The following is a 25,039-nucleotide window of genomic DNA, read 5'->3' on the forward strand; positions in this document are numbered from 1 at the left end:
GCCTAAGGTTTAATTGCTTTAATCAATTCTGTTAAACGCTCCATAGAAAGAGGTTTAGAGATAAAGCCTTTAACAGACTTATAACTTTTTGTTTTTTCTATGTCGTTTTCATAAACAGAAGAAGAGAGAATATAAAGGTCGGCATCTTTCTTAAAATCTAATTGCTCATAAGCTTCAATAAACTCCCAGCCATTCATAACCGGCATATTAATGTCTATTAAAATTAAATGGGGAAATGCAGCATTTTGAGCGGTTACCTCTTCAAGGTAATCTATGGCTAATTTTCCATTGCTCTTAGCTACCATATTAATCTCGAAACCGGTTTTTTCGACAATTTTCTTAATGATAAATATATTGATATCATCATCATCAATTACCAATAAATTTATCTTACTATCTAGCATTGAGCGTTTTGTGTAAATAAGAAGACCTTTTCTTAATGTTTTAAAGTTAGATATTGAAAGTGGTATTTACAATATGTATTTAAAACAAAAAAGACCTGATAAATATCAGGTCTTTTAATCTATTTTGTTAAGATGAGCTTATTTTTTAGCTACTAATTTTACTGAAATTGTAAATTCATCATAAATAAAGTTATCACCGATGTTAGCAAAAACTGATTTAGATTTAAATTGGATACCAAATTTAGTTCTATCGATAACGATTTTTTCTGCAGTTGCTGTAACTGATTTATCAGCATTCCAAACTAAAGTAGCAGGGAAAGTTACTGATTGAGTAATACCTTTAATGGTTAAATCTCCAGTTACGTTAACAGCAGCACCGTTACCAGTTACTTTTTTAACTACAAAGTTAGCAGCTGGAAATTTCTCAACACCAAAAAAGTCATCAGCCTTTAAGTGTTTGTCTAATCCTGCATTTGGTTTAGTTCCTCCATCCATAGTTTTTATGGTAGTCATATTAGCAACAAAGCCACCACCTGCTAATTTTTTGCCATTAAAGTCTAAGTTACCTGAAGTTAAGTCAACTGTACCAGTGTGTGAGCCAGCAAATTTTTTACCTTCCCAAGAAATGCTCGATTGAGTAAGGTCTATTTTATAAACGTCTGCTTTTGGAGTAAAAGCAACAAAACTAGCTACAACAGCTAATAATAAGATTGAAGTGATTTTTAATTTCATCTGAAAGTTTTTTAATTTTTGTAAAGGTATTTAAATTGTTTTAGGTAAAAGTTATCATATGTTAAGATTTCATTTTTAGATCCTTAAATATAACAGCGTTTTTGTTGGAGTAAATTTGCTTAAAAAGGTTTAATGATTTGTAGGGAAGATGTAAATTGTTTTTTACGATGGTTTGAAAAGTGCCAAAGGCATCCCTTTGGGGCAATAACAGCACTATTATTTAGGTTAGTCCCGCCTGCCTGTACGGTAGGCAGGCTTTTCATTTCTCCCGATAGCAATCTCGACGGGTTTAAATCACAATTGTTGGTTCAAATGAAACTCAGGTATCCTTTATAATCACAAATTTAGTTTCTGTGCTGAAATAACCATTGAGGAATTTCCTCATTTAACAGAAATGGAATATTTATATTGTTATGGTCTAGTTCTAAAAATGTGGTAAAGATTGTTTTTTTAGATTTTTTAAGTCTTTTGAATAATTCAACACTTCCTTTATATGAGTTTTCAATATCTTTTTGTCCGTGAATAAGCCATATGTTTTTATTTTTTATTCCCTTTAGGTTCGAGTAATCTGGAACTGCTGCAATAGATACCATTCCTGCGAATATTTTTGGTTCTCTATTTAAAATATTTTGAGCAGTTGACGCACCCATTGAATAGCCGATTAAATAAATTCTGCTTTTATCAATGTTGGGGTATTCTTTTTCTAAAGTTTTTATGAGTTCCAAAACCATAGCGACATCTTCAGAAGGCTTTGAAATTAAAACGCCATCTTCATTTTCTGAATAATTTGATGAACGTTTGTCAAATTGTGGCGCTAAGACAAAACATTTATATTTAGCATAAATTTCTTCTCTAAGCCAAATACGGGATAAAGGTTCCAATTGGTTTTCGTTGTCATTGCCAATTCTCGTGGAATTATGAAAGGTTATAACCAATGGGTATTTCCCAGTGCCCGTATAATTTTTTGGTAATAACAGGCGATAGGGTAGCTGTTTTTTCCCTTGTTTAAAATTTCGCTTTTCAAATTTTGTTGTAGGTAGGTTATTTAAAGTTTTTCTTGTTTCAATAAAAGTTAAACTATCAACTTTGGTGTGGTTGTAATTTTGAGTTTGAGCAAAACAAGAAAGGGTAGCAATAAGAAATAACAAGAATAATGTAATGGGCTTAAATGTGTTTTGCATGGAATTTTATAAGATGTGCCCGAAGATAATTCAAATGCTAATATTTCTCGCTTATTTTTTTAAGTAGTTATTGTTAAAAATGCAGCTCTTTGTTTGTTAACTCTGATGGTAGCGAGCACGTAGGGATAATCCTTGCGGTTACTCCGAAGTAAAGCGAACAGCAGGACTAACATTGAAATGAAATGCTGAAACTGCTTTTCAAAAAATACCTCGAACTTTTATCTGAGCTATTTATATTTATTTGAGTTGGTGAGCCACCAACCAAGGGAAGTGATTTAACCATCTCACTTTATAGATTCTTCGCGATGCTCAGAATGACAAAAAATAAGGGATGAATTGCAAAAAAATAGCCCGAACATTGTGTTCGAGCTATTGGTATTTGTTTTTTGCAAGTCCTTCGACAAGCTACCGATGTAAAATCGGCACAAGTCAGGGTGACAAACTTTAGGGGCAATCGTAAATCAAAAATCTACGATCGTAAATCCCTATGCCATCGCTTCTTCTTCCATGTAACTTTCTAAAGGAGGACAAGCACAAATTAACGACCTATCTCCATGGCTGTCATTTACTCTGCCAACAGATGGCCAGAATTTATAAGCAGCAACATAAGGCAATGGGAATGCTGCAGTTTGACGGCTGTAGCTATGTTCCCAATCATTTGCAGTTACCACTGCAGAAGTGTGAGGTGCATTTTTAAGTGGATTATCTACTTTATCTAAGTTTCCGTTTTCTATGGCAGAAATCTCATTTCTAATGGCAATTAATGCATCGCAGAAACGATCTAACTCATGTTTAGGCTCGCTTTCTGTTGGTTCAACCATTAACGTTCCTGCTACTGGGAAAGAAACTGTTGGAGCATGGAAACCATAATCCATTAAACGTTTGGCAATATCAACCACTTCGATGCCGAAGTTTTTGAAACCTCTACAATCTAAAATCATTTCGTGTGCACAACGACCTTGAGCACCAGAATATAAAACAGGATAATGCGCTTCTAAACGAGCTTTCATATAGTTAGCGTTTAGGATTGCGTATTTAGTAGCATCAGTTAAGCCTTCGCCACCCATCATGGCGATGTAGGCGTGAGAGATAATTAAAATTGAAGCAGAACCCCAAGGAGCTGAAGAAACAGCTGGGATAGACTTTTCATTGTTAATATCAACAACTGCGTGACCAGGTAAATATTTCACTAAGTGAGCAGCTACGCCGATTGGACCCATTCCAGGACCACCTCCACCATGTGGAATACAGAATGTTTTGTGCAAGTTTAAGTGGCAAACGTCTGCGCCAATATTTGCAGGGCTTGTTAAACCAACTTGTGCATTCATGTTAGCGCCATCCATGTAAACCTGTCCACCGTGTTGGTGAATAGTTTCACAAATATCAATGATACTTTCTTCGAACACACCGTGAGTAGATGGATAAGTTACCATCAAACAAGAAAGGTTTTCTGCGTGTTCAGCAGCTTTTGCTTTTAAATCTTCAACATCAATGTTTCCATTTTCTAAAGATTTAACTACAATAATCTTCATTCCTGCCATAGCAGCAGAAGCGGGATTTGTACCGTGAGCAGATGCAGGAATTAAAGCGATGTTACGGTGATGGTCGCCTCTATCTTGGTGATAAGCTCTGATCACCATCAAACCAGCATACTCACCTTGAGCACCAGCATTTGGTTGTAAGCTCATTGCCGCAAAACCAGTGATTTCACTTAACCATTTGTCTAATTCATCAAATACAGTGTAATAACCTAAAACCTGGTCGGCTGGTGCAAATGGATGCACTTTGCCAAACTCTGGCCAAGTAACCGGAATCATTTCGCTGGTTGCATTTAATTTCATTGTACATGAACCTAAGGCAATCATAGAGTGACAAAGTGAAAGGTCTTTAGTTTCTAATGATTTAATGTAACGCAACATTTCATGTTCTGAATGATGAGATGTGAAAATTGGATGCGTTAAATAAGCAGAAGCACGTCGCAAGTTTGCAGGAATTGTAGTTTCAACGTTCTCTGCAATTGTTAAATTATCAGATGAAATAGCCTTTACTTTAGAGAAAATGCGAACTAATAATTTTACATCTTCATAAGAAACAGTTTCATCTAAAGCGATGCTTACTAAGTTTCCGTTATAATTTAGGTTGATATTATTATCTAAACATTCTTTGTGGATAGAACCTGTTAAATCACCTAAATCTAATTGAATGGTGTCGAAATAAGATTTACTTAAAACGTTATATCCAATTGCCGAAAGTGATTGTGCTAAAGTAACGGTTAACCCGTGGGTACGTTCAGCAATTAATTTTAATCCTTTTGGACCGTGATAAACTGCATAAAACCCAGCCATGATTGCCAATAAAGCTTGGGCAGTACAGATATTTGAAGTCGCTTTGTCTCTACGGATATGTTGCTCGCGAGTTTGCAAAGCCATACGTAAAGCGTAGTTGTTATTGCTATCGATAGTTACACCGATAATACGGCCAGGAATGGAACGTTTGTACTCGTCTTTAGTTGAAAAATATGCAGCGTGTGGACCACCAAATCCCATTGGAACACCAAAACGTTGCGTAGTACCCACAACAACATCTGCTCCCCATTCTCCTGGAGGAGTTAATAAGGTTAAGCTCAATAAATCTGCAATAACAGTTAATTTGATGTTTTTTGCGTGTAGGTTGGCAGCGAAAGTTGTATAATCATATACTTCGCCGTTACCTGCTGGGTATTGTACAATTGCACCGAAAAACTCGTCGGTTGCAGTAAATTCTTGGTGGTTACCAATTACCAATTCTATACCGAATGGATTAGCACGAGTTTTTAAAATATCAATGGTTTGAGCAAAAACTAGGTCAGACACAAAATATTTAGTGGCTTTTTGGTCTTTACGCAAGCTGTATTGCATAAACATAGCTTCTGCAGCTGCTGTACCTTCATCTAATAAAGATGCATTGGCAATTTCCATTCCGGTTAAATCGATAACCATGGTTTGGAAATTTAACAAAGCTTGTAAACGACCTTGTGCAATTTCTGCTTGATAAGGAGTGTATTGTGTATACCACCCTGGGTTTTCCATTACGTTACGTAAAATTACGCCAGGGGTTAAGGTATCGTAATAACCTTGACCAATGTAAGATTTGAAAACCTTGTTTAACGAAGCTGTTTGTTTTAAGCTTGTTAAATATTCTATTTCAGACTTTGCTTTTGGTAAATTTAAAGGTTGTTTTAACCTTATCTTTTGAGGAACGGTTTGTTCAATCAATTCATCAATAGATTTTACGCCAACAGTTTGTAGCATAGCCGCTGTATCTTCCGCGTTTGGGGCAATATGACGGTCTTGAAAGTCTTCTTGGTAATGGATATTTAAACTCATGCAGTTGATAAAAATAAGTTGCCGCAAAGGTAAGAAATTGGTAACTATTATTGTTACGAATTGTGTTGTTTTTTAGCCATTAAAGCCTATTTGTTTAGTAGTTTTTTTACACAAACGTTTGTTTAAGATTGGTTCAAAGTATTATAATTAGATTTGTGAATGAATTTAAGAAGAGTACTATTTGCCATTGCTATTATTGTATTAGGATATGTTGTCATTTCTAATATTTTTTCGGTTAAAAAATTGTCAAAAAATGTTGTAGCGAGTAAAATGCCTACTAGAGATTTTGCTTACGCAGATTTGTTTCTAAACCCAGATCGCTTTTCTAATACTTTTACTTTTTATGGTAACGCAAAAAGGGATGTTGTTGGAGGTTATGTAGTTGGTAAAAATTATGATTTAGTGGTTTATAAAATTAAAAACCTGAAGCCCGAAAAAACAAAATCCATCTCTGAGGTTTTTACTTTAATGAAATCAGATGATTATGATTTAACACAGGATGTGATTTACGATGCTTCTTATAAAACTAGTTCGTTTAGATTTTCAGTTGCCCAAAATGACATAAAACCTTTAAAGCAATTAAAAATTAACTATTCTGGAGACGTTTTGAGTGAGAGGTTAGATGAAAAAAATATTTTAATCTTTAATTTATCTAATGTAAGTGGTTTGGCTGCTTTTGCTGATGCCAAACAAGTCGAGTTTGCAATCAATAAAAGAAGTTTTCTTACTAAGAAATTCTCCTTGCAAATAGCTATTTATAAAAATGGTAATGATTTCTATTTTGCTGCATTATATGATAGGGAAAGTCCTGAAAAACCAGTTGAAAGAAATGTTATAAAAGAGTTGTTCAAAAATTAAAAAAATCAGCTGTTTTGAACCTTCTTTTTTAATGAATTTTAGGGAATGAACCATAAAAAGAGTTAGTTGTTTGTTTTTGTATCTAAACCATCAACCTTCTACCTTATTTCACTACTTTCCAGCCTTCTTCTTTATGTAGCTTTAAGCGATAGGTTTTGGTTATGAAATTGCTATTGTCATCAGCATTTTTTTGGAAAGATGAAAAAGGGGTATTTACTTTTTTTAATGATACGGTTACTTTTGCATTATTATCATTCACCCGGTTAAAATTAACAGGTTTTTCACTGGCCAATTCATAAGTAACCACTTTAACGGTTGCTTTATCTTCATCTTGTTTCAATACTAAATCACTTGCTTTATCGGTTAATTTAATGATATAAACAAAGCTACTATCTTTAGAAAGGAATTTCTTTTTTGATTCTTGTAAAGCCAATGAAACATAGCCATCACTTGCCAAGGTTTTATATTTCTCAAGTTCCAGCATGTCTTTTTGACTGTTAAACTTCAACTCTCCGAAATTAAAACGACCAGTTTTATATTCTGGGTTTGCGGTTAAATATTCAGTAATTACTTCGCCAGCTTCATCGGCATTAATTTTGGCAACATCTTTACATCCGCTAAAAGCAATAACGAATAAAGTTAAAATAGCAAAAGCTCTATATTTCATAGCAAAGGTTTTTTCTTAAAGATATTTGGCTTTTTTATCATTTCCAAATTTGGAAGAATTAGTGCACTTAATATGATCACAACACCTAACCATCTCATTAAGTTTACTTCCTCGTGTAAAATTAAACTACTCATCATGACAGCAACTGGTAACTCAACAGAACTTAAAATAGAACTTAAGGTTAAACCAACCTTTGGGATTCCTGCTGCAAAACAAAGTGGAGGAATGAAAGTGCCAAAAACAGCAAGAATAATTCCCCATTTTAATAAACTGCCTGTTAGGGCTCCATTAATTAAAAATGTAGGTGGCAAAGCGATGAATATTAAAACACAAGCACCAGTAATCATTAATGCACTCTTTTTTAACGGTGGATAATCATTGCCGAGTTTACCATTTAACATTAAAAATATGGCATAACAAAGCGCAGCTAACATTCCGAATATTATTCCTTCTAGATTAATTTGGTTAGCACTGGTTTTTAGGTAACCACTAGCTAAAACAGTTCCGAAGAGTATAACTACTATAGCCAATATTTGCATTTTGTTAGGCTTCTTTTTATAAATGAAAAGCTCTAATAAAACACTAATCCACACAAATTGCATTAATAAAATAATGGCTAAAGAAGCTGGCACTAACTTAACGCATTGATAATAAAACATACTTACCAAGCCAGTAAATGTACCCGCAGCTAATAATTTAAACCAATGTGTTTTAGATTTAGGGTAAACCTTCTTTCCTATTTTTGTTTGGATTAAATAGCCCAACCATAGTAAAATAGCGCCCAAAAAAGCTTGGGTTCCTGTAACATCGCTTAGCGAATAACCATCTGCATAAGCTAGTTTTACAAATGTAGAGAGGATGCCAAAACTACAGGCACCAAAAAGAACAAGGATTATACCTTTGAGCATAACCCCTTAATCCCCTAAAGGGGAAATTTGTTTAATAAATTCGTCCATATTTTAAGCCCCCTTTAGGGGATTTAGGGGTTCAGTTGCTTTAAATAAAGTTGGATGGTGTTTTCTAATCCAAAGTATAAGGCATCGCTTATTAAGGCATGGCCGATTGACACTTCTAAAAGATTTGGAATGTTTTGAGCAAAATATTTGAGGTTGTCTAAATCTAAATCGTGACCAGCATTAATGCCTAAACCTAATTCATTTGCTTTTTTTGCTGCGGCGACATAAGGAGCAATAGCGCTTTCCTTATCTTGATGAAACCCACTTGCGTAAGCTTCAGTATATAATTCTATTCTATCTGTTCCAGTTGCCAAAGCTCCTTCAACCATTTCAATAATTGGGTCTACAAAAATGGAAACACGAATGCCCGAATTTTGAAATAATGTTACCATTTCTTTCAAATAAACATGTTCTGTAATAGTATCCCAACCATGGTTTGAAGTGATTTGACCTAACACATCTGGCACTAAAGTTACTTGTGCTGGCTTATTGGCTAATACAAGGTCGATGAATTTTTGTTCCTTGCAATTACCTTCGATATTAAATTCTGTTGCAATTACGGCTTTTAAATCGAATGTATCTTGGTAACGAATGTGGCGTTCGTCTGGACGAGGATGTACAGTAATTCCTTGTGCGCCAAAACGCTCACAGTCTAAAGCTACTTTAACTAAATCAGGGTTATTGCCACCTCTGCTGTTGCGCAAAGTTGCAATTTTGTTAATATTGACTGATAATTTTGTCATGGTGCAAAGATAGTGGTTTAAGCTGAAAGACTAAACACCATAGAAGGTATTAACCGCAAAGAACGCGAAGAGCGCAAAGTAATAATTGGAGGATGTGTTTATATTTGAATGATGAAACCTAAGTTTTTACTGTTTTTCTTATTTCTTTCGATTAATGTTTTTGCTCAAAATTTTGGCAACATTAAACGCTATAAGGTAAATTATGCTTTGGCTATAAAAGGAACTGAAAGATTAATTGCCATAAGAAGTTTTGTAAATGACAATCAGAAATATTTGTTGTTGGTTGATCCACATAACCTAAATACAAAGGTGGAATTAGCGGGTCATTATTCTCTTTCTAATTTAGATTTTGGAAATGTACAGGCGATATTCAAAAAATCAGTTTATATACAAGCGATGGACATAGCATTGAAAAACGATAGGCAAATGCAAAATGCAGGTATAGACCATGCCATTCCAAGAGAAAAGGGGATTACTTTAACCATTGATTTATGCCCTTCGCATAAAAATCTAGATAGAATTATTTTTCAGTCGTTGATTAATGAATTTAAGAAGATTGAGCAACCTGTACCATTGGCAGTTTCTGCTTCTGGTAAATGGGTGTTAAAACATCAAGAGGATTTGAAATGGCTAAAAAAAATGGTTTCACAAAAGGAACTGGATATTACGTGGATAAACCATTCGTACAATCACGAAGTAAATAGTTTGCCATTGGCTGAAAATTTTCTATTGGCAAAAAACACAGATTTAGCTATCGAAGTTTTAGAGAATGAGAAACTGATGCTAAAGAATGGATTAATTCCTTCTTTATTTTTTCGCTTCCCTGGTTTAGTTTCTGACCAACAAGTGGTAGAAAAGACCATAGCTTATGGTTTAATACCTATTGGAAGTGATGCCTGGTTGGCAAAAGGCCAAACACCAAACGCTGGTAGTATTGTTTTAATTCACGGTAATGGAAATGAAGAATTTGGTGTAAAAGATTTTATCCAGCTGCTAAAAACCAAACAAATTGACGTGAAAAACAAACAATGGCTAATGTTCGATTTAAGACAAGGATTGGAGAAAGAATTAGAAAAATAATGTAAAATGAATTTGCCACTAAGACACAAAGATGCCAAGAAAACTTGGGAAGCTTTGGCGTTAGACTATTTCTTCTCTGGCAATAAAGTAATTGTTTTTGCTTTAAAACGATTATTCACAATTTCTCCTGTTACGGTTGCTTTGCTGATTACATTACAAAAGCCGTGTTTCTCATCGTGGGCATCTCCAAAATCATCTACACTTTTCCCATCTACAAAGTATGATTTTCCATCAATACGGATGGCTAAGTCACAACTTTTACCTTTCATGTTAAATTTACACTCACCACAGGCAATTTCTACAGTTTTTGAGTTTAGTTGTTGAGATGCTTGTTGTTTAGTTGTTTTTTGAGTTTTAGTTTGAGCATTTGCTACAAAACCGAATGATGTTAGTAATAATGCAAATATTAAGGCTTTCATATTTTTTAGATATTAAGTTTGATTAAGACAAATGTAAGCTTTTAAGGTTCAAGAGAGGCAATGGATTTTAATTAAGTAACCATTTTATTAGGTCAATTGGCTCGGCAATGCTCCAAGAATGAGGATGAACTTGATTGCCATTTCTTACACCTTTATTTTGTGTTAATATTAATTCAACTTTTTGATTTTGATTTTTCAGGAGTAACTTGTTAATATAGCCAGCGCAATCAGTTACATTCATATCTGATAGATCCATATTTCTATTTTTTATCCACCATAAAATATCAGGTTCGCAATAAATCCTTAATGCGGTTAAGTTATAATCTGGTAATGATGCTGTGATGGTAAAATCTGGATTATACACTGATAGTCTTTTTAAACCGTTTTCAGGTAATTGTTTATCGGTGTTGATAGAATCCAATTTCATAATCACACTTTTCTCTCTGCCCTTGGTAAGCGATTTTCGTAGCCTGACCATATCTAGTGGTGGGTCAATTGCAAATATTTTATAAATTTTAAATTTGCTATGCTTTTGAGTGTAAAATTTTAATGCTGTAGTGCCACCAATAGAAAAGCCTCCTATAAATAGTCGAACTGTTGAAGAAATTTTTTCTTGCTCATAAAAATGATTAATCATTTTTTCAAGTTTAGCAATAGAATTATCGTCTATTGCTAAGCTTTCATTATTCGGGCTTAGATTTACAATTACTATGGCAATGCCATTTTTTTCTGCTTCTTGAAGAATTGTTGTTTGTGCGCTAACTGAATAGGGGTGTTCCCCTAAACCTGGGATAAGTACCAAAACATTATTGAAACTACCACCTTTAGGAATCTGCTTAAAATAATAGCAACCTTTGCCGAACATTTTATCATTCTCAACTTTTGGTGGTAACTGTGAAAATGCTATTGAGTTTGTTAAGACAAAAGCTATAAAAAATATAAAATTCTTCATTGTTTTATGAATCAGAATGAAGCAAATATAGGTTTTAAGGTTCAAAGGACCCCAATTATTTATAAAATGAAGTGTTAATTATGAATAATTGATATATTAGATAAATGAAAGTTATTGCGCTGTCTATTATTGTTTTAGTCTCTTCAATAGTTCTTGTTACCTGTAAAAAAGTCAAGCCGGGAATTGCAACCTCAGTTTCGGGCTTTGCTATAGATAGTGCTAAAAATAAGCGATTGGCCAACGCCTCTGTAGTTATTTATGGCTGTAGAATAAATAGCATGAATGGTAGTAGGCTATGTGCAGACTCTGTGATAGGTGCTAAAACTGATTTAAAAGGAGACTTCAATATGTCCTTTGTATCTGATGGTAATTATATTGGTTATGATGTCGAAATATCTTATTATGATAAAAACTATGAAAGAAAAAATTCGGTTAAATTAAATCCTGGTGTTAAAAATTCAGTGATTTTATCTGCTATAGAGTTAAGTAACCTAAAATTAGATTTAAAAATTTTAAGTAATCCGATTGGAGAAATCTCCGTTCATTCATGGAAAACTTCATATTTTCTCAAAGGAACTTCTAACGATGTCATCTTAAATTTTAAGGTTTACCCTAATGTGAAAAATGATGTTCACCTCATTGTTTGGGATCCTAAAATTGGAAGATATAGGAAAATTATAGAAAATGTTTCTATTGGATTATTGGATACAACTACATATCAAAAAATAGTTCAAACTACAAACGATTTTCCTATTAATTGAAATTGAGCTATGCAATTAGTGAAATTTTGAGTTGATTAGTTAAATGAGGCAAATGCGGGTTTTTTAGTTTCAGAAAAATTAAAGTTTTGTAAAATAATGTGGCTAAAGCCGAATTGTATTCTGTTTTTATCCGTTGGCTGAAGCCAACGGCAATGAAATTTTATCGTTGCCAATTTATTGCTACTCTTTGCCATCTGCTTTAGCTGAAGGAAAAGGAGGGTTTATCCGTATAGTTATTGCGACTATGAGCTGTACCAAGGACGATTTGCTTTGTTAAATAAACCTTATGGTAGCGGGCACGAAATGAAATGAAGTAAAGCGGACAGAAGGGCTAAACTAACCGAAGAGCTACTGACAAACTTTTTCTAATAAAAACTTACCATAAAAGGCATTTAAGTAAATACCAACTGCGGCAGGCAGGTATGCTTACATGGCCTTATATTTCTTATATGGTTAAAAATAAAAAAGAGACATGCAAAATGCACGTCTCTTTATGTAACTCGTAAGCCCCTTTGGGGGTTTGGGGTTTAGTATCTATAAGTGTCTGGTTTGAAAGGACCTTCTACTGCAACACCGATATAATCTGCTTGGTGTTGATCCAAAACGTCTAATTCTACACCGATTTTTTCTAAGTGTAAGCGAGCAACTTTTTCGTCTAAATGTTTAGGTAACACATAAACTTTGTTTTCGTATTTACCTGGGTTAGTCCAAAGTTCTAATTGAGCCAAAGTTTGGTTAGTAAATGAGTTACTCATTACAAAACTTGGGTGACCAGTTGCGCAACCTAAGTTAACCAAACGACCTTCAGCCAAAACGATTACGTCTTTACCATCGATAGTATATTTGTCAACTTGTGGTTTAATTTCAACTTTAGTATCGCCATAAGCACCATTTAACCAAGCCATGTCAATTTCGTTATCGAAGTGACCGATGTTACAAACGATAGCTTTGTCTTTTAATGCCCTGAAGTGTTTTTCACGAACGATATCGCAGTTACCAGTTGTAGTTACAACGATATCTGCTTCTTTAATTGCAGTGTCTAAACGTTTAACTTCATAACCTTCCATTGCAGCTTGTAAAGCACAAATTGGGTCAATTTCAGTAACAATTACGCGTACACCTTGTGAGCTTAAAGATTCTGCAGAACCTTTACCTACATCGCCATAACCGCAAACAACAGCTACTTTACCAGCCATCATTACATCTGTAGCACGACGAATTGCGTCTACTAATGATTCGCGACATCCGTATTTGTTATCGAATTTAGATTTAGTTACAGAATCGTTAACGTTAATTGCTGGTAAGTGCAATGTTCCGTTTTTCATTCTTTCGTATAAACGGTGTACACCAGTTGTAGTTTCTTCAGATAAACCTTTAATAGCTGCAATAAGCTCAGGATATTTATCGAATACCATATTTGTTAAATCGCCACCATCATCTAAAATCATATTTAATGGTTTGCGATCTGGACCGAAATGTAAAGTTTGTTCAATACACCAATCAAAATCAACTTCGTTTAAGCCTTTCCAAGCATAAACTTGAATGCCAGCAGCAGCAATTGCAGCAGCAGCGTGGTCTTGAGTTGAGAAAATGTTACATGAGGACCAAGTAACTTCTGCCCCTAATTCTACCAAGGTTTCAATTAAAACTGCAGTTTGAATGGTCATGTGCAAACAGCCCGCAATACGAGCGCCTGCTAAAGGTTTAGATGGTCCGAATTCTTTACGTAAACTCATCAAGCCTGGCATTTCTGCCTCTGCTAATCCGATTTCTTTACGGCCCCATTCTGCCAGTGAAATGTCCTTAACTTTGTAAGGAACGTAAGTTGTCTCTACTGATGACATAATTATTCGTTTTTAAATATGATGCAAAGGTAAACCATTCCCTTATCAATAACAAAAAAGTAGCTGTTAGAAGATTAAACCTTATTTTAAACTGACAATAAAATAAACAATAAAATATTTCCTTTACTTTTACGGTATAATGGCTAATTTTTCAATGACCGACCATTTTTTCAACCATTCGCTTGTTAATTTACATTATTATAAATTTGGCAATGGGCCAAAGGCGATGCTGTGTTTTCATGGTTTTGGTATGCACGGCAAGCAGTTCTCTATTCTAGAAGAGAAGTTTGGGGCCGAATATACTTTTTATGGTTTCGACCTTTTTTTTCATAAAGAAACTGAGCTGCAAAATCAGTCTATTGAGCATTTGAAAAAAGGAATTTCGAAAGTTGAGTTTTGTAGGCTGATTATGGATTTTTGCGATGCTCATCAAATTGATAGGTTTTGTGTAATGAGTTATTCATTAGGTACTTATTATGCTAGCGTGCTTGCAGAGTTTGAAGCGAAAAGAATAGATAACCTATTTATATTAGCACCTGCGTTTTTAAAAACCTTAACTATTATTAAGATTTTCGCTAAAAACAAGCTTGCAAACTTATTTTTCAGGAAACTTTTTTTAAGTGAGCATGGTATTAGCATTGCACTAAATTTATTCAGAAAAATCAGGATTTTTGATTTGAAAAGTTATCATATTTTACAAAAGGAAATGGCAACTGCCGAATTGCGTTATGCATTTTATGCAAATGTTACTTACCTCCGTCATTTAGAAACTAAACCAAGTGATTTAATTAAAGCACTAAACCTTAATCATGTGAAGTGTTACTTTGTATTTGGCGAACGAGATAAAATGTACCCACAGCACCTAGCTGATGAAATAATACCACAGTTAAATTTTGGAAGCAAAACTACTTTAGATGAAGACCATGATATGGTTAATAAAAACCTACCCTCAAAAATTTACAGTTTAATTTATGATAATTAAGGCAAAACCATTTAGTCCGAAAACCATACTTTTTTTAGGTAGAATTTTAAACTGGTTCATGGGCTGGAAATTTAATAAGCTAAAAATTTATGATGCAGAAGTGCTGAAAGGTCATTCGTATATTTATATGTGTAACCATTTTGGGTTTTGGGATGGTTTTTTTGCTTGTTACTTTTGCTTAAAATCTATTTATAAGTTAGAGCCTAATTTAAAAGGATTTTACATGATGTCTTTAGAAGCCCAGATGAAAAAACATATGTGGCTTAGACGAATTGGGTGTTTTTCTATTGCTCCAGGTACAAAATCGGTAAGTGAGAGCTTAGATTATGCAGCAGAAATTTTAAATGAACCCGGACATATTTTTGTATTGTTTCCGCAGGGCGATTTAGAATCTTGTCATGTAGATTATATTAATGTTAAACCAGGTATTGCCGAGATTTTGAAAAGAGTAAAGGGCAACTGTCAGTTGATTTGGAGCTCGAATATGATAGAATATTTTGAGAGCTTAAAGCCATCCGTTACCTTTTATGGCTTAAATTGCGGAACTAACCACGATTTTAATCTCGAAAAATTAACAAACGATATTAATCAACATCACCAAGCCTCAATTAAAAAACAGTTTAGATTTAAAAATAGAGTTTAACACATTTTAAGCAAGCTTAAAGTATTATTTCGTATTGAATGGTGACACCAGTTTTATTATTTGTTTAATGATGGTTACTGAGGACAATGGTTTTATACATTGGTTGCAAAATCATTTGCTGACTTGTCCAATGAAACAAACATTTGGCATAGATTGCCCAGGCTGCGGTTTACAACGCTCCATTATTGCATTAATGCACGGAGATTTGATAAGTTCTTTTAAGCTTTACCCTGCCACAATTCCTTTTTTATTTTTGATTGGTTTTACTTTAGTTCATTTAAAAGCTGATTTTAGGTCTGGTGCACAAATTATAAAAATAGCAGTCGGATTTGTAGCTATCATTATCCTAATCAATTATATTTATAAAATATTTACACATCAATTAATTTAACGCTATGTCTGAAGAGCAACTAGAACCACAAGAAACGCCAAAACCAATTCAACCGCCAGTTCCACCACAAAACAATCCATTTCCACACAGCGGAGGATTTAATGGTATGCAGCAAAATTTACCAAATGCAACTATTGCATTGATTTTAGGAATCCTTTCTATTCCGGGTTGTTGCTGTTATGGTATTTTAGGTTTAATATTGGGTATTGTAGCTTGGGTTTTAGGTGCTGGTGAGATAAAGAAATTCCACTTAAATCCAAATGCTTATACAGAATCCTCATTAAAAAATGCTAAAGCAGGTAAGGTTTGTGGTATAATAGGGACCGTGTTAGGTAGTTTATATTTATTAATTATAATCCTAATTATTGCTATTTATGGTTTTGCATTTATACAAGACCCTAACTTTGCTAAAGAGTTAATAGAAAACATGAAATAATTATTTAACTATTAAATAATGAGGGATGGCAAGCATATTGGCATCCCTTTTCTTTTACCTGTAAGTCAGCAGATTGTTATTTTATGATGCAATAAATTTTAGCGCATAATCTTTATTATCTTTGCGTATTAATTAATAAAAGAGAAAAAGATGTATCCAGAATATTTAGTAGAACCTATGCGTGCTGAGTTAACAAACGTAGGTTTTGAAGAATTGAAATCTGCAGAAGCAGTTGATAGTGCAATTAAAGGCGAAGGAACTGTGTTTGTTGTAGTAAACTCTGTATGTGGTTGCGCAGCAGCAAATGCTCGCCCAGCAGCTAAAATTGCTGCGGCAAACGCTAAACACCCAGATAAATTGGTAACAGTTTTTGCTGGTATGGAAAAAGAAGCTGTTGATAAAGCAAGAGGTTACATGATGCCTTTCCCTCCATCATCTCCTTCTATGGCATTATTTAAAGATGGTAAATTGGTTCATATGATTGAGCGTCATCAAATTGAAGGTCGCCCAGCACAAATGATAGCTGACAGCTTAATTGGTGCTTTTGAGCAATATTGTTAAAGATTGATTACACCCTCGCCTGCCGGTAGGCAGGGATTGAGGTGATTTCACAGATAATAAAAAACCCATCTTGTTGTGCAAGATGGGTTTTTCGCTAACAAACTCTTGGCTTAAAGCCGATAAGGCTAATTCACAAAGCCTATTTAAACGAAGGATGAACGTAAGATGAACGAAGGATGGACGTAAGATGGTACTATTACCACTATAGCTAAACTAATAGATTGTCCTCCTTTAACAACACAAGATACCTGCGGGAATTTAATGATTGGTTGTTCAGTCTATGGTTATTGATTCCTGGCTTGTGAGGAGGAGTCTTGGCGAAGGGCTGGGCTTGTTAACATCCAAATGCCTTAGCTTATTAGGTAAGAGGAAATGGGTGAAATTGGCACTGAGCTCTAATGCCTTTGTATGGAGAAGAAACTAGGCGTATAATTCTCCCCAGACGCTTTTTATGCTTAATTTCTTTAAAAATCTTTATTCAACAACTTCTCTAGCTCCCCGAAAGAGACGTTCATTCTTACCCTGCCTTGTTTGGCATAGGCAATTTCGCCAGTTTCTTCAGAAATAATAACAGCAACAGCATCTGTAGTTTCAGAAACCCCAATTCCTGCTCTGTGCCTTAGGCCAAAATGGGTTGGTAATTTATCGTTATCCGTTAATGGTAAAATACAACTGGCGCTCTTAATTTTATTCTCAGCTATAACTACAGCGCCATCATGTAACGGACTATATTTTTGGAATATACTTTCCAAAAGTCTTTTTGAAATTTTTGAATCGATGATTTCACAACTGTTATTAAAAAGCTCATCATCATAAAACTTAACGAAAACAATTAAAGCCCCCGTACGTGTTTTTTTCATACTCTTGCAAGCATCTATAATTGGCTTAATTCTAATCAGGTTATCACGTTCTAAATCTTTGCTGCCAAATAAATAACCCCACCAAGCCTTATTTTTTTGTAAGGATGTGCTTTTTCCAATATGTAATAAAAACCTCCTAATCTCTGGTTGGAAAATAATAACCAATGCCATGATGCCAACTGCCATAAACTTGTTGATAATGGCAGACAACAAATCCATATGAAGGCTTTTCACCAAATGGTAAAACAAGAATATGATGAGCAATCCGAGCAGTAGATTTACTGCAAGCGTGTTTTTGATTAAGCTGTAAATGTAATAGATTAATATGGCTACAACGATGATATCAATTGCACTAATCCACGTAAATTTCAGAAAATCAAAATCAAGGCCTTTCATTGTGCCTAAGTTAATCAATTAAAGGGTTTTAATCAATTAAAAAACGGTATTATTCGGTAAAAATGAAATTTGCTCTTAAAATGTTTGTCGAAATGAAAATATGAGCAACTGATTAAGGGTTTTTAATTCTTTCTGTCAATTTTATGCACTCAATGGCCTCTTTTACATCATGAACTCTCAAAATTGAAGCTCCTTTTAGCAAAGCTGCGGTATTTAATATGCTTGTTCCGTTCAAAGCATCGGTTGATTTATTATTCAATACCTTAGTTATCATCGATTTTCTAGAAAAGCCTACTAAAATTGGTAACTCAAAAATTGAAAAACTTTGCAGCTGTTGTAAAACTTCATAGTTGTGGGTTATTGTTTTTGCAAAGCCAAAACCCGGGTCGATAATGATGTCCTTTACCCCCAATTTTTTTAACGTAGAGATTTTTTCAGAGAAATAATTCAAAACCTCCAATGTTACATTTTCATAAGTTGGATCTTGCTGCATGTTTTGCGGAGTTCCTTTCATGTGCATCATTACATAAGGGACTTGTAATTTGGCAACTGTTTCAAACATGACGCTATCTAAATTGCCAGCAGAAATATCATTAATTAGATGGGCACCCGCATTGATGCTGTCTTTTGCAGCTTTAGCTCTAAATGTATCTATCGAAATTAATGTTTCAGGAAATTCTTTGACAATTGCCTCAACTATAGGAATTAACCTTTGCAATTCTTCATCTTCACTAACATCCGCTGCACCTGGACGAGAAGAGTAAGCACCAATGTCTATAAATTTTGCACCTTCGTGTATGAATTTTTCAGTCCTTTTTAAAGCCTCATCAACGTTGCTTATTCGGCTGTTGCCATAAAATGAATCAGGGGTAATATTTAAGATCGCCATTACTGCTGGAGCACTTAAATCTATCAGTTTCCCTTTGCTATTTAGTGTTACTTTTCGGTTTAAAAATGTATCTTTAGCCATCATTTGATACAAAAATAGGTATTAAAATAGCTTTAAACTAAATATTTTAATTGTTTTGGCAGTAAACACATCACACGAGTACGATAGCGTAATAGCGGTATGTAAATCGCTTTTTTTAAAGAAGACAAAAGATTATGGGACAGCCTGGCGCATTCTTAGACCTTCGTCTATAACCGACCAAATTTTTATCAAAGCGCAACGCATTCGCACGCTCGAAGAAAAGAAAGTTTCTAAAGTAGGAGAGGACATTACTTCTGAATATATTGGGATTGTAAATTACTGTGTAATTGCAATGCTTCAATTAGATTTAACTGAGAGTGACCCGAATGAAATGGAAGTTGAATTGGTTGAAAATCTTTTTGATAAAAGAGTTAATGAAACCAAAGAATTGATGTTTGCTAAAAACCATGATTACGGCGAGGCTTGGAGGGATATGAGAATTAGTTCATTAACAGATCTAATATTAATGAAGATATTGAGAGTTAAACAAATAGAGGATAACTCAGGTCAAACTGTAGTTTCTGAAGGTGTAAAAGCTAATTACCAGGATATGTTAAACTATGCAGTTTTCGCCTTGATTAAACTCGGCGTTAAATAGTTCTAAGCTTACAGTTAACCGATTTCAACGATTAATCAATTAACCAATATGTTGCAAAAAATAGCTTTAAATTTCTCTAGGTGGTTTGTCGGAATTTTATTCACCTTTTCTGGTCTAATCAAGGCTAATGACCCACTTGGCTTTGGCTATAAACTACAAGAATACTTTGAAGTTTTTCATATAGATTTCTTAAACAATTGGGCAACGGGTATTGCCATCATTTTATGTGTTTTAGAAATTGTTTTAGGTGCATTGTTGCTGTTTGGCTTTTGGAGAAATCAAGTTACAAAGGGTCTGCTTGGGTTAATTATCTTTTTTACTTTCCTGACATTTGTATCTGCCGCATTTAAAGTGGTAACCTCTTGTGGTTGCTTTGGAGATGCTATTCCACTAACACCTTGGCAATCATTTACTAAAGATTTAATCCTTTTAGTATTGATTGTTTACCTATTTATCAACAGAGAAAAAATAAATCCAATAACCACTAATGCAAAATTGCAAAAAGGATTGGCTATAGGAGTCTTTGCTGCCTCATTGTTATTTGGAGGTTTTACCTATAATTTTCTTCCTATAATAGATTTTCTGCCTTATAAAGTTGGTTCAAGCATTCCCGAATCTATGAAACTTCCGCCAGGTGCGGCACAAGATGAGTACTTGATCATGTACCAACTTAAAAACAAGAAAACTAACGAAACCAAAACAATGAGCGATAAAGATTACATGGCTCAAGAAATTTGGAAGGATGAAAACTGGGAAGTGGTTGGTACTCCTGACAGGAAACTAATTAAAAAAGGCTACGATATCAAAATAAAGGATTTGCTAATTACGGATGCATCGGGAACAGATTACACCAAAGAAATTGTTGAAAATCCTTACTACAATTTGGTGGTTGTAGCTTATAATTTAAAGGATGCCAATGAAAAGGCAGTTCAAGAAATTAATGCTTTAGCTTTAAATGCAACAGACCAATTTAACATTAGAACAGTTTTGTTAACCTCAAATTCTGCACAAGATGCTGATGCCTTTAGTAAAAAGAACAAACTTTTTGCTGAAGTATTCTACGCTGATGCTGTTCCGCTGAAAAGCATGGTAAGGGCAAATCCTGGTGTTTTATTGTTGAAAAATGGGGTAATCGTTAATAAATGGCATTTCCATACTTTACCTTCATTCGATAAATTATCAGAAAAATACTTCACTAAATAAATGGGAGCATATGCACTAAGAAAATTACTTTATGGCTTCGCAGTAATGGGAGGTGTAATTTTAGTGGTGTTTGTGCTATTTAATATTTTACCTGGTGATCCAGCAAGAATGACAATGGGTCAGCGTTCTGATGTACAATCTCTAGATGCAGTGAGGAAAGAATTTGGTTTAGACCGTTCTAAGCCTGTACAGTTTTTTCTTTATATCAATGATTTATCTCCAATAAGTATTCATCCCCTTACAGCTGAAAATCAGGAGAAATATCATTACCAGAAGCTTTTTAGAGTAGGAAATGATGCTATTGTAATTAAAGTGCCTTATTTGAGAAGATCTTATCAAACCAAAAGAGATGTGACGACTATCCTTTCAGAAACGGTACCAAATACGTTTGTACTAGCGCTTACTGCGATGATTTTTGCCACTTTGATAGGTGTTCTATTGGGTGTTGTTTCGGCAGTACATCAGGGAACTTGGATTGATAATGCAGCAAATGCGTTTGCAATTTTGGGTATTTCAGCTCCATCCTTTTTTGCAGGGATTATTATCGCTTGGTTATTTGGGTTTCTATTGGCAGATTATACAGGTTTAAATATGAGTGGTAGTTTATATAGCTACGACCCATTTAAAGGGCAAATTATCACTTGGAAAAACTTATGGTTGCCAATGATTACTCTGGGTTTAAGGCCGTTAGCCATCATAGTTCAATTAACACGCAGCGCGATGCTAGATGTATTGGCTCAAGATTACATCCGCACTGCTAGGGCAAAAGGATTAGGCAGATATGCTATAATTTACAAACACGCTTTGAGGAATGCCTTAAATCCAGTTATTACGGCAATTTCTGGTTGGTTCGCTTCTTTGTTGGCGGGTTCGTTTTTTGTGGAATATATTTTTGGTTATAATGGCCTAGGCCGAACAACAGTTACTGCTTTAGAAATGTCTGATTTCCCGGTGGTAATGGGTTCTATATTATTCATCGCCTTTGTGTTTGTAGTTGTAAATATATTAGTGGATTTATTATATGCCTGGGTAGACCCGAGGGTGAAGCTAAGCTAAATTAGAGAGGTTAACCGTATAAATTGTTTAAACGGTTAATCGAAATGCAATTAACCAATTAAACAGTTAACCAATTAAACAATAAAATGAAAGTCTTCCTCATCGGATTCATGGGCTGCGGGAAAAGTACCAAGGCAAAACAGTTAGCTGCGAGATTAGAATGTCCAGTAATTGATTTAGACGCCGTAATTGTAGCGCAAGAAGAGAAAACCATTGCCGAATATTTTGAGGCTTACGGAGAAGCTTCATTCAGGGAATTGGAGAGTAGAACTTTAAAAACTTATCCATATCCAGATATATGTGTTGTGGCAACTGGCGGAGGTTTACCTTGCTTTTTTGATAACATGGAATGGATGAACGAAAATGGCAAAACTGTTTATTTGCACATGGAACCTTCCATGTTGGTTTCACGTTTGCATAATCGCCAAAAAAGGCCATTGATAAAGGATTTTGATGATGAGCAACTTTTAGCTTTTATTGAAAAGAAACTTGCAGAAAGAGACCCATTTTATACTAAGGCGCAATTAATTATCAACGCCTTTGATTTGGATGCGGAAACTTTGGAAGAACGGTTGGAATAATTGTTGGATTGTTTTATTGCTCAATTGTTAGCTTGAACTGCGGCCTCTCGACTCAATACTACTTAGTCATATCATCAAACTGCTCTTCAATATATTTAATCTTTGTTTTGCCGTGTGGAGTTGGTTCACCGTAATCGTTAATGTTTACAAAGACAATTTTATCGATTGTTAAAATACTCTTACGGGTAATTTTGTTTCTTACTTCGCAACACATAGTGATAGAAGTTGTACCGAATGATGTAGCTGTTATTCCCAACTCAATAATGTCTCCAAGTTTTCCGGAACTTACAAAGTTAATTTCAGACATATATTTAGTTACTACCTTCGGATTTTCTAATTGCACAATTGCATAAATTGCGGCTTCTTCATCAATCCATTTTAAAAGGCTGCCACCAAATAATCCTCCGTTAGGGTTTAAGTCTTCGGGTTTGATCCATTTCCGTGTGTGAAAATTCATAAGCTTTGAGATTTAAGCTAAGATAAGAAATTGGATAAGCACATTCGTATATAAAGCGTCATATCCATTATTAAAAAAACTGCAATGAGATTGCTTCGGCCTGTGAAAAAACAGAGCCTCGCAAAGACGATATACTTAGGTAAATCCTAAAATCATCCCATCCAAAAAATCCTAATCAAGACTACTTCAACTCACTCAAATAAACCTGCGTCTGTTTTTCAACTGCTAAAACAGCAACTTTAATTGTAGAACCTATTCTAGTGGTTTTTGGAGCAACAGCCATGGTTCCAATAGTTGCTAATGCGTCGGTATAGTATTTACCCCAAACCTCAATGATATGTTTTTCATCAGTAACTGATTTGCCATCGGCGATAGCTTTTTTGCTTAATTCAAACTCTGTTTTTAAGCGAACTAATGCATCATTTTTTACTTGAGCAACAGTAGCCGAGGCGGTATTTTCATCAGCAGTAACTAAAGTATAAGCAGCGGTTAATGCACAAATACCCACATTTTTCATTGTCTGGCTTGAAACTGCACCTATCCTATCATTATCGGTATGGTAAAATACATCTGTAAAATGCCACATCAACAAACCCGGAATTTTATTCTGTAAAAAAGGCGTGTGGTCACTTCCACCTTCAAAAGGATTGTAGTTAACTACCCAATTGGCAAATTTGCCTTGTGCTTTGCAAATGTCAAAAATGAAATCATTGTAGTAATGAGGGAAAAGGTCTTTCTCTTTCACATCACCAGCACCCCACTCACTGTGTTTATCTGTTCCACGAGTCCAAATTGCTGAAGGGTCTGGCATTTTCTCCAATAAAAAAGTGCCGCCAGTTTTTTCGGTGTCTTCGCCAACCATATCTAAACTCATCCCCCATAAAATTCCTTTTGCTCTTGTGGTATCTTCAGTAATATATCTTCTGGTAGATACAATTTCATCGCCCCATAAAAATGTTAAAGTACGTTGAGGTTTTAATTTGCCAGATTTAATTAATGTAGCAGTTACCCTTGCCATTTCTGCCAAAGCGCCAACTCCTGTTGCATTATCATTTGCCCCTGGTTCTTGTACGTGAGCGCTATAAACAAAACGTTCATCAGGTTTTACGCTTCCTTTTACATTAGCAACAATGGTTAATTCTTCAGCTTGGTAAATCTTAGTTTCGATATTTACTTTCAATTCTACTTTTCCTTTTAAACAAGCAGCTTTCAATTTTTCTTTTACTCCATAAGATAAAAATAGCGACCAAATTGCTGCATTTGCTGGCATACTTCCAAAAGAAATAGAAGTTTGGTGTTTTTCTGGTTGGTTATATTTTGGAACCGAATAACCCATAACGCCAATCGCACCAGCTTTTGTGGCTATTGAGATTAACCTTCCTGCAGCTGCATCAGCAAATACAATTTTTCCTTTTAAATCTTTGCCTTCCAAGTCTGCAGCAGCTCCCTTACCTACAAAAATTACTTCTGCTGTAATTCCACCAACAGCTGTTGATGGGCAATTGATTGGAATCATATTCCGATTAGTTTGATAGGCAATTAGTGGTAATGACTCGCCAACAATGGTAACACTTGCATTTACTGGTTCCCAAGTATTTCTGTTCATTGGGCGTTTTTCAATACGATAAGTCATTGGAGACTCAAACTCATTAGTTTTTTGCTCAACATAACCAGCTTTTTTTAATATCTCTTCCACATGGTGGATACTTGCATTAAATCCAGTGTTGCCTGGTATTCTGAAATATTTTTCTACAAAAGCAGTAGTTTCATATGCGTTTTTTTCGTTGAAACCATTACGTGTGAGGTTAAAATAATTAGCAGTTTGAGTTTGGGCAAATGCACTAAGGGACGTTAAGATTAAAGCAAAAAAAAGAATTCTTTTCATGGGTTGTTTCTAAAGCCGAAAGGTAATAAGTTTATTCCTGAAAAATAATTATGAAAAT

26 protein-coding genes are annotated in these 25,039 nt (G+C 34.7%); 12 read left to right on the forward strand and 14 right to left on the reverse strand.

Features of this window, described 5'->3' with window-relative positions; translation table 11 throughout:
- Positions 1-2: 2 nt before the first annotated feature.
- The 4 genes from EZ428_RS06680 to gcvP form a co-directional block, all read right to left on the reverse strand.
- Positions 3-404, reverse strand: coding sequence for a response regulator (locus tag EZ428_RS06680; protein WP_131552312.1), 402 nt, complete (start codon positions 402-404; stop codon positions 3-5).
- A 138-nt stretch (positions 405-542) separates the two neighbouring features.
- A complete protein-coding gene (locus EZ428_RS06685) occupies positions 543-1,136 on the reverse strand; it encodes a YceI family protein (protein WP_131552313.1) in 594 nt (197 codons plus the stop codon).
- A gap of 344 nt (positions 1,137-1,480) precedes the next feature.
- Positions 1,481-2,017 carry a carboxylesterase family protein gene (locus EZ428_RS24065; protein ID WP_205945616.1) on the reverse strand — a complete coding sequence of 179 codons (537 nt, stop codon included), beginning with the start codon at positions 2,015-2,017 and terminating at the stop codon, positions 1,481-1,483.
- A 785-nt stretch (positions 2,018-2,802) separates the two neighbouring features.
- Positions 2,803-5,682 carry an aminomethyl-transferring glycine dehydrogenase gene (gene gcvP / locus EZ428_RS06695; protein WP_131552315.1) on the reverse strand — a complete coding sequence of 960 codons (2,880 nt, stop codon included), beginning with the start codon at positions 5,680-5,682 and terminating at the stop codon, positions 2,803-2,805.
- 159 nt (positions 5,683-5,841) lie between these two features.
- Between gcvP and EZ428_RS06700 the strand changes: the two genes are divergently transcribed.
- Positions 5,842-6,540: a hypothetical protein gene (locus EZ428_RS06700; RefSeq protein WP_131552316.1), complete on the forward strand. Its 699-nt coding sequence runs from the start codon at positions 5,842-5,844 to the stop codon at positions 6,538-6,540.
- A 103-nt stretch (positions 6,541-6,643) separates the two neighbouring features.
- On the opposite strand, the gene EZ428_RS06705 is transcribed toward EZ428_RS06700, so the two are convergent.
- The 3 genes from EZ428_RS06705 to EZ428_RS06715 form a co-directional block, all read right to left on the reverse strand.
- Positions 6,644-7,207 (reverse strand): hypothetical protein, encoded by a 564-nt coding sequence (locus EZ428_RS06705; RefSeq protein WP_131552317.1) that lies wholly within the window; start codon positions 7,205-7,207, stop codon positions 6,644-6,646.
- On the reverse strand, positions 7,204-8,115 hold the full coding sequence (locus tag EZ428_RS06710; protein ID WP_131552318.1) for an EamA family transporter: 912 nt from the start codon (positions 8,113-8,115) through the stop codon (positions 7,204-7,206). The genes EZ428_RS06705 and EZ428_RS06710 overlap by 4 nt, the downstream gene beginning before the upstream one ends.
- Before the next feature lie 71 nt (positions 8,116-8,186).
- The gene (locus EZ428_RS06715) at positions 8,187-8,906 is read right to left on the reverse strand and encodes a pyridoxine 5'-phosphate synthase (protein ID WP_131552319.1); all 720 of its coding nucleotides are present in this window, start codon (positions 8,904-8,906) and stop codon (positions 8,187-8,189) included.
- 111 nt (positions 8,907-9,017) lie between these two features.
- Between EZ428_RS06715 and EZ428_RS06720 the strand changes: the two genes are divergently transcribed.
- The gene (locus EZ428_RS06720) at positions 9,018-9,986 is read left to right on the forward strand and encodes a polysaccharide deacetylase family protein (RefSeq protein ID WP_225871009.1); all 969 of its coding nucleotides are present in this window, start codon (positions 9,018-9,020) and stop codon (positions 9,984-9,986) included.
- A gap of 65 nt (positions 9,987-10,051) precedes the next feature.
- Here the strand turns inward: EZ428_RS06720 and EZ428_RS06725 are convergent, their stop codons facing one another.
- Complete coding sequence (locus tag EZ428_RS06725) at positions 10,052-10,405, reverse strand: DUF6370 family protein (protein WP_131552321.1); 354 nt, start codon at positions 10,403-10,405, stop codon at positions 10,052-10,054.
- Between the two features lie 67 nt (positions 10,406-10,472).
- Positions 10,473-11,357 (reverse strand): hypothetical protein, encoded by an 885-nt coding sequence (locus EZ428_RS06730; protein ID WP_131552322.1) that lies wholly within the window; start codon positions 11,355-11,357, stop codon positions 10,473-10,475.
- A gap of 104 nt (positions 11,358-11,461) precedes the next feature.
- Between EZ428_RS06730 and EZ428_RS06735 the strand changes: the two genes are divergently transcribed.
- Positions 11,462-12,118 (forward strand): hypothetical protein, encoded by a 657-nt coding sequence (locus tag EZ428_RS06735; protein ID WP_131552323.1) that lies wholly within the window; start codon positions 11,462-11,464, stop codon positions 12,116-12,118.
- Between the two features lie 527 nt (positions 12,119-12,645).
- Here the strand turns inward: EZ428_RS06735 and ahcY are convergent.
- Positions 12,646-13,962, reverse strand: coding sequence for an adenosylhomocysteinase (gene ahcY, locus EZ428_RS06740; RefSeq protein WP_131552324.1), 1,317 nt, complete (start codon positions 13,960-13,962; stop codon positions 12,646-12,648).
- 139 nt (positions 13,963-14,101) lie between these two features.
- Here ahcY and EZ428_RS06745 point away from each other — a divergent pair, with 139 nt between their 5' ends.
- The 5 genes from EZ428_RS06745 (at position 14,102) to EZ428_RS06765 (ending at position 16,975) form a co-directional block, all read left to right on the forward strand.
- Positions 14,102-14,944, forward strand: coding sequence for an alpha/beta fold hydrolase (locus EZ428_RS06745; RefSeq protein WP_131552325.1), 843 nt, complete (start codon positions 14,102-14,104; stop codon positions 14,942-14,944).
- Positions 14,934-15,587: a 1-acyl-sn-glycerol-3-phosphate acyltransferase gene (locus EZ428_RS06750; RefSeq protein WP_131552326.1), complete on the forward strand. Its 654-nt coding sequence runs from the start codon at positions 14,934-14,936 to the stop codon at positions 15,585-15,587. The genes EZ428_RS06745 and EZ428_RS06750 overlap by 11 nt, the downstream gene beginning before the upstream one ends.
- Positions 15,588-15,717: 130 nt before the next feature.
- Entirely contained in the window at positions 15,718-15,978 is a 261-nt protein-coding gene (locus EZ428_RS06755; protein WP_165501722.1) for a DUF2752 domain-containing protein, read from the forward strand.
- Positions 15,979-15,982: 4 nt separating this feature from the next.
- A complete protein-coding gene (locus tag EZ428_RS24070) occupies positions 15,983-16,414 on the forward strand; it encodes a CCC motif membrane protein (RefSeq protein ID WP_205945618.1) in 432 nt (143 codons plus the stop codon).
- Between the two features lie 150 nt (positions 16,415-16,564).
- Positions 16,565-16,975, forward strand: a complete 411-nt coding sequence (locus EZ428_RS06765) for a BrxA/BrxB family bacilliredoxin (protein ID WP_131552328.1) — start codon at positions 16,565-16,567, stop codon at positions 16,973-16,975.
- A gap of 464 nt (positions 16,976-17,439) precedes the next feature.
- Here the strand turns inward: EZ428_RS06765 and cdaA are convergent, their stop codons facing one another.
- Positions 17,440-18,231, reverse strand: coding sequence for a diadenylate cyclase CdaA (gene cdaA / locus EZ428_RS06770; RefSeq protein WP_131552329.1), 792 nt, complete (start codon positions 18,229-18,231; stop codon positions 17,440-17,442).
- 112 nt (positions 18,232-18,343) lie between these two features.
- Positions 18,344-19,201 carry a dihydropteroate synthase gene (gene folP, locus EZ428_RS06775; RefSeq protein ID WP_131552481.1) on the reverse strand — a complete coding sequence of 286 codons (858 nt, stop codon included), beginning with the start codon at positions 19,199-19,201 and terminating at the stop codon, positions 18,344-18,346.
- Positions 19,202-19,256: 55 nt separating this feature from the next.
- Between folP and EZ428_RS06780 the strand changes: the two genes are divergently transcribed.
- The 4 genes from EZ428_RS06780 to EZ428_RS06795 all read left to right on the forward strand — a co-directional run bounded on the left by EZ428_RS06780 (position 19,257) and on the right by EZ428_RS06795 (position 22,639).
- Positions 19,257-19,799, forward strand: a complete 543-nt coding sequence (locus tag EZ428_RS06780) for a DUF1599 domain-containing protein (RefSeq protein WP_131552330.1) — start codon at positions 19,257-19,259, stop codon at positions 19,797-19,799.
- A 48-nt stretch (positions 19,800-19,847) separates the two neighbouring features.
- Positions 19,848-21,002: a BT_3928 family protein gene (locus tag EZ428_RS06785; RefSeq protein WP_165501723.1), complete on the forward strand. Its 1,155-nt coding sequence runs from the start codon at positions 19,848-19,850 to the stop codon at positions 21,000-21,002.
- Positions 21,003-22,058: an ABC transporter permease gene (locus EZ428_RS06790; RefSeq protein ID WP_131552331.1), complete on the forward strand. Its 1,056-nt coding sequence runs from the start codon at positions 21,003-21,005 to the stop codon at positions 22,056-22,058.
- An 86-nt stretch (positions 22,059-22,144) separates the two neighbouring features.
- Positions 22,145-22,639, forward strand: a complete 495-nt coding sequence (locus EZ428_RS06795; RefSeq protein ID WP_131552332.1) for a shikimate kinase — start codon at positions 22,145-22,147, stop codon at positions 22,637-22,639.
- A 58-nt stretch (positions 22,640-22,697) separates the two neighbouring features.
- Here the strand turns inward: EZ428_RS06795 and EZ428_RS06800 are convergent, their stop codons facing one another.
- The gene (locus EZ428_RS06800; RefSeq protein WP_131552333.1) at positions 22,698-23,096 is read right to left on the reverse strand and encodes an acyl-CoA thioesterase; all 399 of its coding nucleotides are present in this window, start codon (positions 23,094-23,096) and stop codon (positions 22,698-22,700) included.
- 181 nt (positions 23,097-23,277) lie between these two features.
- Positions 23,278-24,981, reverse strand: coding sequence for a M28 family peptidase (locus EZ428_RS06805; protein ID WP_131552334.1), 1,704 nt, complete (start codon positions 24,979-24,981; stop codon positions 23,278-23,280).
- Positions 24,982-25,039: the final 58 nt, after the last annotated feature.

The organism is Pedobacter frigiditerrae (genome assembly GCF_004331645.1).
In the GTDB taxonomy this organism is placed as follows: Bacteria; Bacteroidota; Bacteroidia; order Sphingobacteriales; family Sphingobacteriaceae; genus Pedobacter; species Pedobacter frigiditerrae.